This is a genomic window from Vibrio sp. V42_P2S4T144 (assembly GCF_009904715.1).
Lineage (GTDB): Bacteria > Pseudomonadota > Gammaproteobacteria > Enterobacterales > Vibrionaceae > Vibrio > Vibrio alginolyticus.
This window is the reverse complement of the sequence record NZ_WXWS01000098.1, coordinates 14815-33626: the sequence shown is the minus strand read 5'-3', so window position 1 is coordinate 33626 and position 18812 is coordinate 14815. Positions and strand designations below refer to the sequence as shown.

17 protein-coding genes are annotated in these 18812 nt (G+C 45.5%); 9 read left to right on the top strand and 8 right to left on the bottom strand.

Annotated features, from left to right (window positions below; genetic code table 11):
• Positions 1–11: 11 nt before the first annotated feature.
• The 5 genes from cobA to cysC all read left to right on the top strand — a co-directional run bounded on the left by cobA (position 12) and on the right by cysC (position 5933).
• The gene (gene cobA / locus CAG68_RS03215; RefSeq protein ID WP_237667833.1) at positions 12–899 is read left to right on the top strand and encodes a uroporphyrinogen-III C-methyltransferase; all 888 of its coding nucleotides are present in this window, start codon (positions 12–14) and stop codon (positions 897–899) included.
• A 59-nt stretch (positions 900–958) separates the two neighbouring features.
• Positions 959–1867 (top strand): sulfate adenylyltransferase subunit CysD, encoded by a 909-nt coding sequence (gene cysD / locus CAG68_RS03210; protein ID WP_005379592.1) that lies wholly within the window; start codon positions 959–961, stop codon positions 1865–1867.
• An 18-nt stretch (positions 1868–1885) separates the two neighbouring features.
• The gene (cysN, locus tag CAG68_RS03205; protein WP_047101905.1) at positions 1886–3316 is read left to right on the top strand and encodes a sulfate adenylyltransferase subunit CysN; all 1431 of its coding nucleotides are present in this window, start codon (positions 1886–1888) and stop codon (positions 3314–3316) included.
• A 250-nt stretch (positions 3317–3566) separates the two neighbouring features.
• The gene (locus CAG68_RS03200; RefSeq protein ID WP_054574242.1) at positions 3567–5291 is read left to right on the top strand and encodes an SLC13 family permease; all 1725 of its coding nucleotides are present in this window, start codon (positions 3567–3569) and stop codon (positions 5289–5291) included.
• Positions 5292–5315: 24 nt separating this feature from the next.
• Positions 5316–5933: an adenylyl-sulfate kinase gene (gene cysC / locus CAG68_RS03195; protein WP_033906013.1), complete on the top strand. Its 618-nt coding sequence runs from the start codon at positions 5316–5318 to the stop codon at positions 5931–5933.
• An 89-nt stretch (positions 5934–6022) separates the two neighbouring features.
• Here cysC and CAG68_RS03190 read toward each other — a convergent pair whose 3' ends face one another.
• The 7 genes from CAG68_RS03190 to CAG68_RS03160 form a co-directional block, all read right to left on the bottom strand.
• Entirely contained in the window at positions 6023–6928 is a 906-nt protein-coding gene (locus CAG68_RS03190; protein WP_161440784.1) for a TIGR03899 family protein, read from the bottom strand.
• A gap of 322 nt (positions 6929–7250) precedes the next feature.
• Complete coding sequence (locus CAG68_RS03185) at positions 7251–7745, bottom strand: DUF3299 domain-containing protein (protein ID WP_005379600.1); 495 nt, start codon at positions 7743–7745, stop codon at positions 7251–7253.
• Between the two features lie 4 nt (positions 7746–7749).
• Entirely contained in the window at positions 7750–9009 is a 1260-nt protein-coding gene (locus CAG68_RS03180; RefSeq protein WP_047101909.1) for an ABC transporter permease, read from the bottom strand.
• Positions 9006–9734: an ABC transporter ATP-binding protein gene (locus CAG68_RS03175; protein ID WP_161440783.1), complete on the bottom strand. Its 729-nt coding sequence runs from the start codon at positions 9732–9734 to the stop codon at positions 9006–9008. The genes CAG68_RS03180 and CAG68_RS03175 overlap by 4 nt, the downstream gene beginning before the upstream one ends.
• A gap of 52 nt (positions 9735–9786) precedes the next feature.
• Positions 9787–10440, bottom strand: coding sequence for a zinc uptake protein ZrgA (zrgA, locus tag CAG68_RS03170; protein ID WP_064368955.1), 654 nt, complete (start codon positions 10438–10440; stop codon positions 9787–9789).
• Positions 10441–10573: 133 nt separating this feature from the next.
• Positions 10574–10873, bottom strand: a complete 300-nt coding sequence (locus tag CAG68_RS03165; RefSeq protein ID WP_161440782.1) for a DUF2607 family protein — start codon at positions 10871–10873, stop codon at positions 10574–10576.
• 227 nt (positions 10874–11100) lie between these two features.
• Positions 11101–11652, bottom strand: coding sequence for a YtfJ family protein (locus CAG68_RS03160; protein WP_161440781.1), 552 nt, complete (start codon positions 11650–11652; stop codon positions 11101–11103).
• Between the two features lie 215 nt (positions 11653–11867).
• On the opposite strand from CAG68_RS03160, the gene CAG68_RS03155 reads away from it, so the two are divergent.
• On the top strand, positions 11868–12068 hold the full coding sequence (locus CAG68_RS03155) for a DUF1107 domain-containing protein (RefSeq protein WP_005379612.1): 201 nt from the start codon (positions 11868–11870) through the stop codon (positions 12066–12068).
• Between the two features lie 70 nt (positions 12069–12138).
• Here the strand turns inward: CAG68_RS03155 and msrA are convergent, their stop codons facing one another.
• Complete coding sequence (gene msrA / locus CAG68_RS03150) at positions 12139–12777, bottom strand: peptide-methionine (S)-S-oxide reductase MsrA (protein WP_017820282.1); 639 nt, start codon at positions 12775–12777, stop codon at positions 12139–12141.
• A 167-nt stretch (positions 12778–12944) separates the two neighbouring features.
• Between msrA and tamA the strand changes: the two genes are divergently transcribed.
• Genes tamA through CAG68_RS03135 form a run of 3 tightly spaced genes read left to right on the top strand, consistent with a single transcriptional unit; the run spans position 12945 to position 18810 of the window.
• On the top strand, positions 12945–14657 hold the full coding sequence (gene tamA, locus CAG68_RS03145; RefSeq protein WP_005383121.1) for an autotransporter assembly complex protein TamA: 1713 nt from the start codon (positions 12945–12947) through the stop codon (positions 14655–14657).
• Entirely contained in the window at positions 14654–18418 is a 3765-nt protein-coding gene (gene tamB, locus CAG68_RS03140) for an autotransporter assembly complex protein TamB (RefSeq protein ID WP_161440780.1), read from the top strand. Before tamA ends, tamB begins: the two co-directional genes overlap by 4 nt.
• Before the next feature lie 44 nt (positions 18419–18462).
• On the top strand, positions 18463–18810 hold the full coding sequence (locus CAG68_RS03135; RefSeq protein ID WP_033906019.1) for a gamma-glutamylcyclotransferase family protein: 348 nt from the start codon (positions 18463–18465) through the stop codon (positions 18808–18810).
• Positions 18811–18812: the final 2 nt, after the last annotated feature.

Below are 18812 nucleotides of genomic sequence, written 5' to 3'. Positions count from 1 at the left end.
ATCAATGGACGATGAGCAAGCACATGGCAACGAACGATTCAGTCACTTCTTTTCCTAAACCAAAGCCCCGGTTAGTTTCTGACAACCCAGTCGCTGGTGTTACTCGTTTTGCAAAGCAATCGCTACAGCCTAGTGAAGTCGCCTTAGTAGGTGCAGGACCAGGCGATCCTGAACTTCTGACGGTGAAAGCACTGAACTGCTTGCAGCAAGCTGACGTGGTTTTGTACGACTACTTGGTGTCTGAAGAAATCATGGCATTGATTCCAAGCGATACGATTTTGGTGTGCGTTGGGAAGCGAGCTGGGCATCACAGTGTGCCGCAGGAGAAGACGAATCAGCTTTTGGTGGATTTTGCCAAGCAGGGCTACAAAGTAGTGCGCATTAAAGGTGGGGATCCGTTTGTATTCGGTCGTGGTGGTGAAGAGTTAGAAGTGCTTGCTGATGCCGGCGTTCGTTTTCAAGTTGTCCCTGGCATTACCGCAGCAGCTGGCGCAACCGCTTATGCTGGTATTCCACTGACTCATCGTGATTATGCGCAATCGGCCATCTTTGTGACTGGCCACTTGAAAGAAGAAAGTGATGAGATGGATTGGTCCACGTTGGCGCGTGGGAATCAGACTTTAGTGATCTACATGGGGCTGATGAAATCACACTATATTCAGAATCAACTCATTAAGCATGGCCGTTCAGCGTCGACTCCGATTGCCATTATTGAGCGTGGCACGCAGATTCAACAAAAAGTATTTACGGGAGAACTCTCCCAACTCTCTGATTTATCGAAGGAAGCACAATCGCCATCTTTGATTGTTGTCGGAGAGGTAGTGCGACTGTCTCAAAAGTTAGACTGGTTTTTGTCTAGTACTGAATTCAACAAAAGTGCTATTGCCAACTCCATATAATTTCAGACCAAAGATTAGAGACGTAATGCGCCTTCAAGCTTAAAAAGGAAATACAAAACATGGACCAACAACGTTTAACTCACCTTAAACAACTCGAAGCGGAGAGTATCCATATTATCCGCGAAGTTGCGGCTGAGTTTGATAACCCAGTCATGATGTATTCGATTGGTAAAGACTCATCAGTGATGCTGCACCTAGCGCGTAAAGCTTTTTACCCAGGTAAGATTCCATTTCCATTGCTGCATGTCGACACCGATTGGAAGTTCCGCGAGATGATTGAATTTCGTGATCGCACCGCGGCCAAATACGGTTTTGAGCTTTTGGTACATAAGAATCCAGAAGGTCTAGCCATGGGCTGTAGTCCGTTTGTTCATGGTTCTTCTAAGCACACTGACATCATGAAGACTCAAGGCTTAAAACAAGCGCTGAACAAGTACGGTTTTGATGCGGCCTTTGGTGGTGCGCGCCGCGACGAAGAGAAATCACGGGCGAAAGAGCGCGTGTATTCATTCCGCGATAAGAACCATACATGGGATCCTAAAAACCAACGTCCTGAGCTATGGAAGACGTACAACGGCCAGGTCAATAAGGGTGAGAGCATTCGTGTATTCCCGCTGTCTAACTGGACTGAGCTTGATATCTGGCAATACATCTATTTAGAAAACATCGAGATCGTGCCGCTTTACCTCGCGGACAAACGCCCAGTTGTTGAACGCGATGGCATGCTGATCATGGTTGATGATGATCGTATGGAGCTTCAACCGGGTGAAGTGATTGAAGAGAAGAGTGTGCGCTTCCGTACCCTTGGTTGTTATCCATTGACCGGGGCCATCGAGTCTGAAGCAAACACTTTAACTGGCATTATTGAAGAGATGCTAGTGGCAACGTCGAGTGAGCGCCAAGGCCGAGCGATCGACCACGATCAGTCAGGATCGATGGAGCTTAAGAAACGTCAAGGTTACTTCTAAAGGATCTAAGGAAAGATAATGAACAGTGCAGTTGAAGCTCAATTAGCCGAGCTTGGTATCGAAGGCTATTTAACACAACACCAGTACAAGTCGTTACTTAGATTCTTGACTTGTGGCTCGGTGGATGACGGTAAAAGTACATTAATCGGTCGCTTACTCCATGACTCAAAACAAATTTATGAAGATCAGCTAGCGGCAGTGCATTCAGACAGCCAACGTGTGGGCACCACGGGTGAAAAACCTGACCTTGCGTTGTTGGTCGATGGCTTACAAGCTGAGCGCGAGCAGGGGATCACGATTGATGTAGCTTACCGCTATTTCTCGACGCAGAAACGTAAATTCATCATTGCAGATACTCCTGGACACGAGCAGTACACACGTAACATGGCTACAGGTGCATCGACATGTGACTTAGCTGTGATTCTGGTTGATGCACGTAAGGGCATTCTCGATCAAACTCGTCGTCACTCTTTCATTTCCAACCTGTTGGGCTTGAAGCACTTTGTTGTCGCGATCAACAAGATGGACTTAGTGGATTACTCCCAAGAGCGCTTTGAAGAGATCCGCGATGAGTATCTGAAGTTCTCTGAGAATCTGACAGGGGATATTGATATTCAAATCATCCCGATCTCAGCGCTTGAAGGGGACAATGTGGTGGATAAAGGCCAAAACCTGACTTGGTTTAAAGGCCCATCATTGCTTGAGCTTCTTGAAACGGTCGATGTGGATCAAGAAAAAGGCGCGGGTGAATTCCGCTTCCCTGTGCAATACGTTAATCGTCCTAACCTCGATTTCCGTGGTTTTGCGGGGACCATTTCTTCTGGTTCGATCAAAGTCGGTGATGCCATTAAAGCATTGCCATCGGGTAAAACGTCAACTGTGGCTCGTATTGTGACCTTTGATGGTGATATCGAAGAAGCTCGTGCCGGATTAGCTGTCACTCTGACGCTAAGCGATGAGATCGATATTAGCCGTGGCGATTTGATTGTTCTAGATAATGCTCAAGTGGAAACCACAAACCATTTGCTTGCCGATGTGGTATGGATGACAGAGCACCCCCTGCAACCGGGTCGTGACTATGACATCAAAATCGCAGGTAAGAAAACCGTAGGTCATGTTGAAGCGATTCGTCATCAATATGACATTAATAATCTCTCGACTCATAGCTCGGCAGAGCTGCCATTGAATGGTATTGGTTTGTGTGAATGGTCTCTTAATGAGTCAGTCGCGCTGGACAATTATCAAGACTGTGCAGATACCGGTGGCTTTATCATTATCGATCGTCTGACAAACGTGACGGTTGGTGCTGGCATGGTTAAAGAGAGCCTCGCCGTGGTTGAGCGCGATTTGACGGGCATCTCTGCGTTTGAAGTTGAGCTTAATGCGCTTGTCCGTAAACACTTCCCACACTGGGAAGCAAAAGACGTCAGCCAGTTTCTGAAAAAGTAACTGGCTTACCCAAGTACGATAATTTCAGGCACTGTTTGCTGTTGTACTTGGGGTGTCGCTACCTAACTGAATTGCGAAATGTCGTTAGGTATTCTCCTAATACCAGAATGCTTCGGTGGAGCCCAAGAAACCGAGCATTCTGATGTTCTTTTCGCTTGCGCTGATTTTTGTCTGTTTGCTCGTTTGTCGGTGATTCATGGATAAATGAGTCGTTGTTGTGCCCTTTAGGGCTATTTGGTAAGGAAAGGCTATGTGGGAACAAGGGTTTGTGTTAGCGATTTTGCTTGGCATTATCACTTGCTTGCTTGTCACGAAAATTAAGCCTAGTTATGTCTTTGCGGGTGCCGCTTTTATTGCATTCATGGCTGGGATGATGGATTCAGCCACTATCGCATCCAATTTTACCAACTCTTCATTGTTAACCCTGGTTCTATTGATTCTTGCATCCTGTGCTCTAGAAAAAACACTGCTGATCAGTTGGGTGAGCCGAAGTATCTCTGAGGGCCAGTTAGGCAGCGTGATTGCTAAGCTCGGTGTGTCGACCGCCTTGCTTTCTTCATTTACGAATAATACCGCTGTGGTTGTCTCATTGATTGGGGCGATTAAGCGTAATCAGCAGCATGCACCTTCGAAATTACTTATTCCCTTGTCTTACGCCGCCATTTTTGGTGGCACATTAACTTTGATTGGTACGTCGACTAACTTAATCATCAACAGCTTTGTCGAAGACGCAGGCTTACCGAGCCTGAGCTTTTTTACACCCACGATGATAGGTTTGGCTGTGCTGGTGGGAGGGATGCTGATTCTTATCCCGCTCAGCTACTTGCTACCGAATTATGATGATCAAAACCAAGAAGATTTACCTTACTTTCTTGAGTCTCGCGTTGAGCCAGGCTCACCGTTAGTTGGGCGTACGATCAGCGAGAATAATTTACGTGCGCTGCGCAAACTGTTTCTTGCAGAAGTGGTGCGCGATGGTGTTACTGTTTCTTCTGTGGGACCGGATTTTGTGCTCAATGCAAAAGACCGCCTGTTATTTTGTGGCGATGTTGAGAGCGTCGCGACCCTGCAAGAAATTCCGGGCCTCAAGTTGTTTGGTCAGCAGCACTTAAATGGGCAAAACTTTATCGAAGTTGTGGTGAGCTCGTCGGCGACATTTTGCTACAAAACCCTCAAAGAGAGCCGATTCCGCGACCGATTCGATGCCGTTGTTGTGGCGATTCGCCGAGGCCACGAACGCCTAGAAGGTGGCTTGGGTAGTATTGCCTTAGCGCCAGGAGACACGTTAGTTCTGGTTCCAGGAAAGCGTTTTGAGTCTGAACGCCGAGCTCATCGTAAAGAGTTTGTTTTAGTGCATGACTTGGACTCTAGCGCTCGGCTTGATACGAATAAGTCTTCCATTGTATTACTGGGCTTTGCAGCCGTAATTGGATGCGCTCTATTAGAGTTAGTACCGATTATTAAAGGTCTAGCTGCGTACCTTATCGCGCTTATTGCGTTTGGTATTGTGCAGATTTCAGAACTGCGCCGCCGTTTTCCGATCGATATCGTCGTGATTGTCGGTTCCGCTTTGTCTATTGCTCAACTGATGATCTCTTCTGGATTGTCAGAAAGAATGGGAGTGATGTTTATTGAAGCGTTTAATGGCTGGGGAGTATTTGGTGCCTTGGTGGCGACTTATATCATGACATTGGTACTCACTGAATTGGTGACAAACAATGCCGCGGCTGCGCTTTCGTTTCCTATCGGCTATAGCATGGCGGTGGGTTATGGCGTGGATCCGATGCCATTCATCATGGCGGTTTTGTTCGGCGCGAGTGCGAGCTTTATCTCTCCCTACGGTTACCAAACTAACCTGCTGGTGTACAGCGTAGGAAATTACAAATTGACCGACTACGTGAGAATTGGAGTGCCAATTTCGATTGTGTACTCTGTATTAGTACTTACTTTGATCCCGGTCTTTTTCCCGTTTTAATTCCGATATTTACAAGGATACGTTATGACTGCCGAAACGACGGTAAAAGATGAAAACATTGTTTGGCACCAGCATTCGGTTGATAAACAGTTTCGTGCTGAATTAAAGAAGCAAAAACCTGCCGTATTGTGGTTCACTGGTTTATCTGGAGCGGGTAAATCAACCGTAGCAGGGGCGTTGGAAAATCGCCTTGCAGCATTGGGTTACCACACCTATTTATTGGATGGTGACAATGTACGGCATGGTTTGTGTAGCGATTTAGGTTTTTCTGAACAGGACCGTCGCGAGAACATTCGTCGCATTGGTGAACTGGCGAAGTTGATGGCAGATGCGGGTTTAATTGTTCTGTCGGCGTTTATTTCACCGCATCGTGCAGAGCGGAAGTTAGTGCGCGATTTATTGCCAGAAGGCGAGTTTATTGAAGTGTATGTCAATGCATCTCTAGAGGTTTGCGAAGGTCGAGATCCTAAGGGTTTATACCGTAAAGCCCGTGCGGGAGAGATTCCTAATTTCACTGGTATTGATTCGGAATATCAAGCGCCAGAGAACCCTGAAATCGATTTGCCCGCAGGAGAAAAGAGTGTCGAGGAGTTGGTGGATTTGTGCTTAATCGATCTTAAACAACGCGGTGTGATCCGATAAAAAAGCATTTAGATCATAGGTGACCTAAAGCTCTTTGAGCGGCTGGAGAAGTATTTGGATCATAGGTGGTCAAATGCTTCTCCAACTGGCTAGACAGTATGATGAACCGTACTTTTAGCTTCACTATGGACACTAAATCTATGATTTAACAGTGCAAGCATTTGATCGTAGTATTCGGCATGTGGTTTGTTTCCGAGCAAGGTACAGAGCTCATTGCCTGTGGGTGTGAAGCGGTAATATAAAAGGCGGACACCTTTACTGTTTACGTTCAGCGACAAGTTTTTACCTTGGTAGGTGAGGACCAACGGTGTCTCGATACTAATTTCGCCAGATTCAAGTTCGGCACTGTGCAGCAGCCCTAATTCAATTAAGAGCAACAAGCTTGAATACGGCAGTTGAAAACTTCCCATATTTAGGCTGTTGGCGACGTCTCGCTTGCCGAAGCTAAATATGCCTCCTTGCGCTTTGTAACCAATCAGCAGTTTTCTGCTGTGATCCCCTCCAAAACTGCACGCTAAAGAGGCGGCTCTTTGCAGAGTTTGTGCTTCCTTTGGTGACATATCTTTGAGGGTTTTCAACGCTTTCATGGATGTTGAACCCGGATTGGTCACTTCACGCTTCATCACTTGAGCCCATAGCTTTTGCATCGCGCTGTTATGGATGTCTTGAGCCATCTCAAAAAATCGATGCAACCAATCTTGGTCTGGCTCTCCCGCTGTATCATCTCGGCATGAACTGTGCGCTAATTTTAAAATCTGTTCTAAGTTTTTTTGTCGCTGTTCTTGGCGTCTTTGCTCTCGCAATTGGGCTCTTTCAAACGCAGATTTGGCTGGCGGTTCGGTTTGCAGTAAGGCGTCAAGACCGTGTATTTGGGCAATGGTTTTTACCTTACTAGCACTGTCTTTTATGTAGCCTTGTTTCTTTTCTTGTTGCGTATTTTTTTTTGTGTCTGACTGATGTTCGATGACAACAGGTTGCTTTGTCGGGTCTGCCATTCGTTTTCCTACCAAGAACTGCGCGGTTCGCACGTTTAAATTTACACCTTATCTGACCAAGCGACCAGACAGGAGTTCTCAGTTTTTGAACGAATAGGGCTATTCAAAATGATAATGAGTTGTTAAAATTGTTATCGTTATTTTGGAGGGGCTATGAAGTTCTCAGAAGCAGGTAAACTCAAAAAGCACCTGTCGATAGCGTTTCTTTTGGTTATTTATGTGGGCGTATTAGCGTATTTATCTCGTTATATCGTGTAGCACAAAGCTAAAAAAGGCGCCAGTGTGACGCCTTAGGTGTAGCGAGGCTTATCGACGACTTAAATTACATATCGTCGTAGGCTTCTATTTCTGATCCCTCAATAACGTAAGCCGTTTCTGCCAGTTCGTGGTTTATCGTCTCGGTTTTCAACGTTCCAACCACATATATAACATCCCACAACTCTTGAACAGGCGCGCCTTTCGGAAACTTCACGTAAATTATCTGGTTTGGAGGCGGTGGTGGCACGTGAATACAAGCTCCAAAATATGGCACCAATAAAAATTCGGTGACGGTATCGGCATCACCTTCAAGTGGGATAACAAACCCCGGAATTTTAACTTGGCTTCCGTTCAGTTCTGGTCGAACGTTACCAATCTTGGACTGCTGGGCTGCGCCACCACTGTGATCAGATGCGGGCATGCCTATACTGTCGAACAATTTACGCTCTTTTTCTGGAACAAGGTCAATCCAGTCAAGCTTTAATGGTTCTTCGCTGGCCATAACAGGCGCTGTGAATGCGACGACCAGCAAGCAACTTGCGAGTATTTTTTTCCACATTTTATTAAATCCTTATTGTCATTCCGTCACTCAGTGACTGTCGGTAGGCGCGGAGTGCGGGAATGAAACCAATCACAATACCAGCGCATTGTACGAAACCTAATAGCATCCACTCATAAGTAGATAAGATGCTTAAGGTGAGATGTATTCCATAGTGCTGTTGGATGATCGGCTGCGCGATAGTAAGAATGGCATACAGCCCAGTAACGCCAGTAATAATACCAGCAGCAGTGAGCAAGCTAGCTTCACTAATTAATAGTGAGAAAACATGACGAGGCCTTGCTCCCATGGCTCGCAAAATCGCCATTTCACGGCGGCGTTCCTGTAGGCTAGTTAATAGACTGCTTAACATACCTAACAACCCTGCGATCACGACAAAACCAGATACTGCCATTAGGGCTTGCTCTGCAACCGACATCATTCCCCATAACTCATGCAACGCAACGCCGGGCATAATGGCGCTGAGCGGCTCTTTGGGGTAGGTGTTAATTTGTCTTTGCAGAGCGAAAGTTTGAATACGAGATTTCAAACCAACGAGCATAGCGGTAATTTGTTTGGGCTGAAAGTCTCTGTTTTTGAGATCTTGTGCCTTGGGTGTCGGGCCCAAACGCGCACCACTTTCCCATCCGACGTGAATGGCTTCGATTGCTTCTAGTGATACATGGACGGTTTTGTCGACTGGTGTTCCTGTAGGTGCAAGGATACCGACAACTTTAAATGGCAGATTGTCATGACGGCTAAAGCCAACATCGCTAATGCCGTGGGCAATGATGATTTCGCTACCGATATCATAACCAAGTTGTTTAGCGACATCAGAACCTAGCACGGTTTCAAATAAACCATTGAATTCTCTACCCTTGCTGAATGTTAGTGGTTGCTTACTTCCAAACTTGTAATGCTCAAAGTAACTGTGATTGGTTCCCATAACTCGGAAGCCTTTATGCGAGTCGCCAAGCGAGATTGGAATAGCCCAATCGACTGAACGATGATTGGCAAACTCTTGGTAGCTTTTCCAATCGATGTTGTTGGTCGCATTACCAATACGAAACACAGAATAGAGCAATAGGTTCACTTGCCCAGAACGTCCACCAATAATGAGGTCTGTGCCTGAAATTGTATTGGCGAAGCTATCCTTGGCTTGAGTTCGGATACGCTCGACGCCCAAGAGGAGTACCACTGAAATCGCAACGGTCATGATGGTTAGAATTGCCGTCGCTTTGCGGTTCATCAAGCTTTTCCAGGCGAGCTTTACAACAGCACTCATGATATGGCTCCTAGGCTAGATACTTGATTAATGTCGGGTAGATTGAGCGTGCGATCGAATAAGGGTTCGAGTGTTGGGTCGTGGCTAACGAATACCAGTGTGGCATTGGCTTGATTCGCTTGCTCCATAAGGAGCTCAATAAATGCTTTACGATTGTCATAGTCTAAAGCTGAGGTTGGTTCGTCAGCGATCACTAACTCTGGATGTCCTATCAGAGCTCGAGCCGCAGCCACACGTTGTTGTTGACCAATACTCAATTCAGAGACAGGGCGTGTATGAAGCTCGTTTGGCAAGTGCAGTCGTTCTAGTAGGGCCTGAGCCTGTTCATCTAACGTTTTAGATGAGGCACCTAAATGGGCACGGTCACGTCGTATTTTACTGAACTGACATGGCAATAATACGTTTTCAAGTACGTTAAGGTACGGCAATAAATTGAACTGTTGAAAGATGTAGCCAATATGATTGGCGCGAAAGCGGTCTCTCTGACTGGCACTTAAACTAGCAAGGTCAGTATCGAGTACAGATAGAGAGCCTGAAGTTAATGTGTTAATCCCCGTCAACAAAGCGAGCAAGGTCGATTTACCGCAGCCACTTGGACCTTTGATAAACACATGCTCGCCTTGTGTAATGTGTAATTTAGGGATGTGGATGGTTGCGTTGGTTGAACCGGGCCAGAAAAATTGGGCATCCTCTAGCTCGACAACATTTGGTGTGGTTTCAGTCATATTAAATCACCAAAGCTGTGGCGTGTAAGTGGGTACTCACACGCCACTCGTGTTATTTGATTACGATTTGGGTGTTATCTTTGCTTAATTTAATTGCTGATTGCATGGTATCAGTGAATATATTGACGCTGATGGACTCTGTAGTTGGGAATTGGTTAAACCAATCGGTTTGGATTTGGCTAAGCTGATTAACTTGTTCGCAACTGAAGCGATATTGCACCGAAAATTCACCGTGACCGCCATGATCGTGCGCCTCATCATGATCGTCATGGTGGTCATGTTTATCATGATGTTCATTATGATCATGGTGTTCGTGCCCTTCATGATCGTGATGTGCATGGTCATCATGGTCGTGCTCACTATGATCATGTTCCTCATGAGTTTCGCTTAGGTTGTGGCTCACGTAAGCTTCTTCAATATTACAATCAGCTTGTGAGTTAATAGCGAACAATGCGTTGCTGTCTTCGAGTGTAGCGACGGCTTGTTTAAGCGCTTGCTCTTGTTGCGCGTTTTCTGGAGCATGTTCGAAACCCACAACATCAGCTCCAGGAGCTGTAATCTCTACTAACAGATCTTTGCCATCTTGGGCGATATTAAACTCGACGTGACCATGCACATGAGCACCATGCTGGCGGTATTCGTTTGCATTCGCTGCTGTCGATAAAGTGAGGCCAATAGCAAGGGCTAAAACGTGTTTTGATGACATTGTATTTTTCCTAATTTTACTGGCATTAACCAAAGGCGGTATTGCTCAGATTCGAGTTTCACTAAGTTATTGTTCCTGACACACTAGGTGCGGAAATGAACTCAATAATTTTGAGTGTGGAATAGTTTGGAAATTAAGCAAAATAAGGAGGGGCACGAGCAGCGCCAAGAACTTCTTCGCCGCACACGAGATGCAAAAAAACATGATGATGCTGGGTGCGCGTAAAAGTCGGTGTAGAGAGGGTAGGTTGTACCTTTGCTATACCGTGCTGAACACCAGAAAATAATTGGCAATGATGATGGGTATGATGGTCGGGCGTCAGATCGACTTGATGAAGTACAACCGCAAAGTTCCAAGCGATCAGCAACGCAACACTGAAAAATAAAGCAGTGCGATACCAATATCTTAGTATTTTTTGCTGGTGGTGGTACATCTGAGCTCCTCTTACCGACTGTTATAATATAACACCCATAATGAATAAAAGTTCACTCTTTTGTTGGCTAGCAGAAAAATTTAACTCAACACATACGTGCCGAAAAATATTGGTAATACTCTCTGATGGAAGTGTCGCACTTATAAAGAGCAGAGTTATCACTGCCCATGCTTCTAATCAAATTCATATAGCTCCTTACAACAGGAACAAGGAGCCATTCAATGAAGCTAGATGTTCTGTTTAATAAGCTCAATGACTTTTGTTATCTCATCTTGCTCAAGTGCGCCCTCTTTGACAAACAGAACTTTGCCCGTTTTGTCTTGAACAATAATGGCCGAGCTTTCTTCTTTCAGGTCCCAAGTATTAGCAACTACGCCATTTTCATCAAGAACTATGGATGACCAAGGAAACTCTTTTTTGCTGTCTTGAGCTGAAGACTTCACGAAAGAGCCTGTCCCCCAAATTGCATCATCTTGGTTGATGATAGTCGTCGTCTGGTAGCTTTCTTGTGGAAAATTTGCCGCTGTTATTGCCGACATTAAAGGGGCATTCATCTCTTTTGAACTGCTACGGCCTGCGATGGCTTGAATAACACGAACTTTGCCTTGCATATGTTGAGTTGCCCAGGGTTGGTATGCAACGCCTTCGCCTTGTAAAACAATCTCGCCGTAAGCGGCAACATTGACAGGAGGAACGCTTTTTTCTACTGACAAGTTGTGTGCAAAGGTCAAGCTTGGCGTTAAGGCCAGTAGTAGAGGTAGGAGAGTCTTAGTTTTCATATTGTTATATTCCGTACGAGGTTTGGAAGCTTCCAGTATATATCCAGAACCTAGAAATTTGTAGGACCGTTGGTAACATTTATTTAACGTATGGAGTGGTGTAATCTTGCGTTATATTTAGAATTTGCTAAAATGAGTTCCGTCGCAAATTGCGCATTAAGATTGCAGAGGAAAAATAAGCAATCCGTGTTTTCTCAAAGGAATTGAGGTGAGTTATGCTACGTGAGTTTGCTGTATATCGACCATTACAAGTGGCCCGTTTTGTTAAAACGTTGTTCAAAGGTCAGTTTTTTATTGTTGGGGTTGGCTGTTTTCAGTTCGACAATGGCAAAGTGTTACTACCTGACGTCAACGATCATAAAAGGCTCACCATCTTTAAAGAAGTCAACCAAGTGATAGCATCATTATCGGCTTAGTTAGCTTGGTACCCACTTAGATTTAGAAAAGAGCGACCATATCGGTCGCTCTTTTTGTTGCTGGTTAGGTTTATCCTTGGAGGCTTGGTGGGAAGCAAACTCCCGTTCCTCCGATGCCACAGTAACCATCAGGGTTTTTCGCCAAATATTGCTGGTGGTAGGTTTCCGCAAAGTAATACGGACCTGCTGGTTGTATTTCGGTGGTGATGTTCGCGCGTTGCTCTTCTTGCAGTGCTTGCTGATACAAGAGTTTCGATTTCTCTGCGCTCTCGAGTTGCCCCGTCGAATAAGTGTAAATTGCAGAACGATATTGAGTACCTAAGTCGTTACCTTGACGCATTCCCTGAGTTGGGTCGTGTTTTTCCCAAAAAACAGCCAGTAGCTTTTCTAATGAGATGACGCGTTCATCGAAAACGACTCGTACGACTTCTGTATGACCCGTTTTACCTGTACAGACCTCTTCATACGTGGGATTGGGTGTGTACCCCCCAGCGTAACCGACCGAAGTAGATACAACGCCGTCGAGTTGCCAAAATACGCGCTCAGCGCCCCAAAAACAGCCCATTCCGAGCAAAATCTGCTGTTGGTGTGACGCAAGAGGCGCCTTTAGGTTAGATTTATTTACAAAATGATGATCGTCAATCTGCATTGGTTGATCTCTACCTGGCAAGGCATCTTCTATACTGATCAATGTTTGTTTGTTGAGCATGGTATTTGTCCTTCAATACGTGTCTTAAATTTGCGAACTTTTTCATTTCGTCTGTATCTGATGCTGTGATGACATAGACCGCGTTAAACCTATTAATATTACAGACTTAGAATCTAATTGGCGTTATCATTATTTACGTTTACTTAACCTCATTCAGCCATAAAAGCATGATAAAAAAAGCTCTCCCCACCATTGTTGGCCTGTTTGCCTTTTCTCATGGTGCCTATGCCGATGTTTCTTTGACTTTGAAAGGCATTGATGGCGCTTTAGAAGAGAATGTCAGTGCGTATCTATCATCTATTCCAGAGAAGGATTACTCCACTTCTCTGCGTTTTCAAGCGAGATTAGATCAAAGTATCACTGAAGCGCTTAACGCGCTTGGGTATTATCATGCAAAAATTTCATACTCTATTCCTGAAGCGAATGATGAGTTAATTGTGCTCATCAAGCCGGGCTTGCCAGTGAAAGTGAAAGTCATGGATGTGGTCATCACTGGAGAGGCCAAGGACGATGAAGAGTTTGCAAAACTTATTGAGCGCTCTCCGCTCAAAGTTGGTCAAGTTTTGAATCAAGGCCAATACGACAGCCTTAAGTCAGGCATTCGTAACTTGGCGCTTCAGCGTGGTTACTTCAATGGTGAGTTTACGCTAAGTCGATTAGAGGTTATCCCTGATCTGAACGAAGCTAATGTCCGTTTGCACTACAGCAGTGGAATACGTTTCAATTTTGGCGACGTTTCTTTTATTGGCAACCACATCTGGGAAGATCGTGTCGCATCATTACAACCTTTTAAAGAAGGGGACCCATACAACGTTTCGAAGCTGGGCGAGTTTAACCAGAAGCTATCAAATACGGAGTGGTTTTCCTCAGTTTTTGTTGAGCCTGAATTGGATAGGCTTGATGATGGCCGAGACTTGCCAATTAAAGTGTCTTTATCTCCTGCTTCCAAGAATCAGATCGAGACGGGTATTGGTTACTCAACGGATGTCGGCGTTCGAGGGACGTTGAAGTGGAAGAAACCTTGGGTGAGCTCCCGAGGACACAGTTTCAACACCGCTTTATCCCTATCTAAGCCAGAGCAAACCGTGACTGCTTCTTACAAAATTCCTTTAGAAGATGTCGCTAACGATTATTATCAAGTTCAATATGGGCTTAAAAACCTAGACAACCGTGACACGCAGAGTATCGAGTCTAACCTTGCAGTGGAGCGTCATTGGTTAGCAGACGGTGGTTGGCATAATACCGTTTATGTTCGTCATTTGTACGAGAGCTTTACGCAAGGTTTACAAGATGATGAATTCAACTTCGTACTTCCAGGTGCGACATTTTCTCGGACTAGGGTTCGAGGGGGCAATATGCCAATGTGGGGAGACAAGCAAAGCATCACTATTGAGTATGGTGATACCGCTATGCTTTCTGAAACTAGAGTGCTCCGCTTAATTGGCTCGACTTCTTGGATTCGTGGTATTGGAGAGAATCATCGTGGTTTGTTCCGCTTAGAAGGTGGTGCGAATATTACCGATGAACTTGAAAAGCTATCACCGTCGCTGCGTTTCTTCGCTGGTGGTGACAATAATATTCGTGGTTACGGCTATGAATCTATTTCACCTGTGGATGAGAGTGGTGCTTTGACGGGTGGTAAATACATTGTTAGCAGTACATTAGAATACCAATATCGTGTTTATGGAAACTGGTGGGCTGCAACGTTTTACGATATTGGTGATGCGTTTAATGAAACACCAGATTGGAAATCAGGTGCTGGTGTTGGTATCCGCTGGGCGTCTCCGGTGGGCCCTGTTAGTTTTGATTTTGCATGGGGGTTGGATGCAAAACCAGAACGAGAGTTTCGTATCCACTTCTCATTGGGGCCTGAGCTATGATCAAAATGATGTTTAAGTGGACCAAATGGCTGTCGCTCAGTTTGATTGGTCTATTGCTGTTGCTCATCATTATTGTCGCGACAGTTTTGTTTACCCACCCAGGCCTCAAATTTGCCTTGTGGGGAGCTGAAAAAGCATTACCACAATTGCAGATTGAAAAAGTGCAGGGTTCATTGTTTCCTCGCTTCGAACTGCATAACGTCAGTTTTGTCGATGAGTCTTTGAATATCGACGCCAAAGTCGAGCGTTTAGCTTTGGCAGTGAACTTCCGCTGCTTCTTTGACCCTAAGGTCTGTGTCGATGAGTTAAGACTGCAGGGGCTTGACTTTAAGATGCCAGAGCTACCGCCAGCAAGCGAGGAGCAAGAGGAAACACCACCACTGCGTTCTATCAGTACGCCAGTGCCAATTTTTGTTAATAAAGTCCGCTTTAATGATATCAATGTCAATGTGCTGGGCAATCAAATTGATTGGCAAACATTCTCGACCGCTTTGTCGATGCAAGGCGATCGTTTGGTGATCGCACCTACCGCGTTGAAAGACATTAATGTGGCTTTAGCACCAAGTGAAGCTGAACCTGAAGCGGTTGTTGAAGAGCCGAAAGAAGCCGATGCTACGCCGCAAGATATTGTGTTACCCGAAGTATGGATTCCGCTGACGGTGGAAGCGCGTCGTCTTGATATTCACAATTTCAAACTGGCAGGTGAAACGCCAGTGATCGTCAATCATCTTGGTTTGGTTGCAAGAGCAGGCGGTGAACGTGTTGATGTCAAAACGTTAGAGCTCGACATGCCAGAAGTGGAAGGCAAGTTGAGCACACAAGTGACGCTTTCTTCTGATTACCCTATCAAAGCGCAATTGGACGCGTTAGTGAAGCAAGCGGATGCGAAGGGACAAAAACTGTCGCTTTCGGTCTCGGGTTCGGTTGGTGATTTGTCACTAAATGCTACGCTTTCTGAGCTTGTACAAGCGGAGATCAAAGGTGATATTCAACCGCTTAAAACGCAGTTACCGTTTGATGTCGCGATTAAAAATGTACAGGCCCAATGGCCGCTATTTGGACAAAGCGATTACCAGGTTTCTGTACCAAGCTTGGCGGCAAAAGGCTCACTTGATGGCTACGAAGTCGCATTAGAAACCAAAGCTTCGGGCAAAGATATTCCCGCTGTTGATGTCGCACTAAACGGCAAAGGTACGTTAGAGCAAATTGACCTCGAAAGCCTTGTAGTGAAAACCTTAGGGGGCGAACTCTCTGGGAAAGTCATGGCCAATTGGGCCGCGCCAATCAACTGGCAAGCTGACTTAAACCTGAAGAACATTCAACCAGGATTGCAGTGGAAAGAAGCCGAAGGGGATATCAGCGGTAATCTTTCGACTTCGGGGTCGTTAACAGAACAAGGCGGTTGGCAAGTCAGTTTGCCTAAGTTAGACATTGACGGCATTTTGCGAGGTTACCCGCTGAATGTTGAAGGGCAACTTGAAGCGTCTGATAAAAACGGCAAAGGCGAAGACATCCAACTTACCACTCAGGGTTTAGCGCTTTCTCATGGTCCAAACCAACTCAGTGCAAAGGGTAAGATAGATAAGCAAATTCTGATGGATGTTGAGGTTAACTTCCCTGATTTTGCGAAAAGTGTTCCGGACCTTGCAGGTAAGATGCAAGGTAAAGTCGCACTACGTGGTAGCTTGAAAGAACCAGACATCAATCTTGATCTCGCTTTAAATCAGATTAACTGGCAGCAACAGGCGAACGTAGAAACGATCACCTTAAAGGGCGATGTGAAGCCTCTGCCAGCACCAAAAGCGAATATAAGCCTTATTGCGAACAACATTATCTATGACGACATAAAAGTTGATAGTGCTGACCTTGAAGTCTCTGGGGATGAAAAACTGCATCAACTGACGCTCGATGTAGTATCTGACCTGGTGTCGACCAGTTTAGAAATTGAAGGGACATTCCAGCAGAAACCAGAAATGATTTGGGATGGGGCGCTGCGCCGCTTGACGCTGAGCTCGCAACAAGGCCCGTGGGCGTTGCAAAAATCGACCGCGGTGAAGGTCAATATCGACAAACAGATCGCGAACGTTCAAGCGCATTGTTGGTTGCAAGCGGAGTCGAGCGTATGTCTAACCGAAGACATTAGTGTCGGTAAGAGTGGCCAGGCGAAGTTAGCCATCAATGATTTTGATTTTGACCAAATCAAACAATTCCTGCCGCCAGAAACCAAGCTGCAAGGCTCGGTTAATGCACAGGCTTTTGCTAAATGGGCACCAGAGAAAAAGCCTGAAGTAACCTTAAGTGTCAATATGCCAAAAGGCCAAGTTGAACAAGCGCTTGAACAGCCAATTAAAGTCGGTTGGGAAAGCTTCAACTTTAAAGCGGCATTAGCGAAAGACAAGCTTGATGCCGAGTGGCTATTTGATGTGAAAGATAACGGTGACTTGTCTGGTAAGGTTTCTTTACTGAATGTCTCGTCTGAAAAGCCCACTATTGATGGTAAGGTTTCACTATCTACGTTCCACTTGGATTTCTTGGCACCGTTGATTGGTGAGTACAGCTTGTTTAAAGCAAACATGAATACTGACCTAGCGATATCAGGTGACGTCATGCATCCGAAGGTGAACGGCCAGTTCTTGATTGACCAGATGAAGCTACAGGGTGAAGTCACACCGATAGATATAAACTCAGGACAGGTCGTCATCAACTTTAAAGGTCATCAAGCGGACTTGGATGCCGGAATTTTAACCCCGGATGGTGAGTTGAACGTTACTGGTGATGCCGACTGGCAGGACTTACAGAACTGGCGCACTAAAGCGCGTGTATTTGCTAAAGAGCTCAATGTTGATTTGCCCCCAATGGTAAAAATCAAAGTTGAGCCTGACATGACAATAGATGTGACTCCTCAGCTTGCGAAAATTGAGGGTGATATTAATTTGCCATGGGGAAGAATTGTCGTCGAAGAGCTTCCACCAAGTGCAGTAGGCGTATCGAGTGATACCGTTATTCTCGATAAAAACTTGCAGCCAGTGGACGATGTCGCTGCGATGCCGTTTGATGTGGAAACGAACATCAACATTAAAATTGGTGATGACTTCCAACTTGCCGCTTTTGGCTTAAAAGGTGGGTTGAAAGGGAACCTAAACGTGACACAAAAAGACAAAGGTCCGTTCATCGTTGGTGAAGTGAATGTTGTCGATGGTTCTTATCGTTCGTTTGGTCAGGACTTATTGATTAAAGAAGGTAAGATTCTGATGAATGGTCCACCAGACCAACCTTACTTGTCTATCAAAGCGATTCGTAATCCAGACAATACCCAAGATGATGTCATTGCGGGGGTACAAGTGTCGGGCCCAGCATCTGATCCGAGTATAGAAATTTTCTCAGAGCCCGCGATGAACCAAGCCAATGCACTTTCTTATCTACTTCGTGGTCAAGATATTGATGGTGAAGCCGGTGGTAATGCAATGACGACTACCTTAATTGGTTTAAGCTTGGCGAAGAGTGGTCGTGTGGTTGGTGAAATCGGTGAAGCCTTTGGCGTACAAGATTTACAGCTGGACACTGCTGGGTCGGGCGATGATTCGCAAGTGACGGTGAGTGGTTATATTCTGCCAGGTTTGCAGGTGAAATATGGTGTCGGCATCTTTAACTCCCTAGGTGAGTTCACTGTGCGTTACCGATTGATGCAAGACTTGTATTTAGAAGCGGTATCTGGTGTAGATAGCGCCGTTGACCTACTCTATCAGTTTGAGTTCGATTAAAGTGCTTTAACCTAAGCATACACAGTCATGACTAAGGAGTGGTTATGCAGCATTTGATTTTTGTCTACGGCACGTTACGCAAGGGAGAGTACAACCATCAGTATTTGCGCTCGGCGCAGTTTCTTGGTTTACATGAAACGGATGCTCAATTTGCAATGTATGACTTAGGCCCTTATCCAGCGTTGTCTGATGGGCAACGCTCGATTCAAGGTGAAGTGTATCTGATTGATGATGAAACCTTATCCGAGCTAGATAGGTTAGAAGATGTGCCAGTGGAATATCGCCGAGAGAGCATCGTTACGCCGTTTGGCCAAGCTTGGATCTACTTATATCAAGATACTGAGCAATTAACCGAAGAAATCGCTTCCGGAGATTGGTGTCAAAAGGTGTGAGC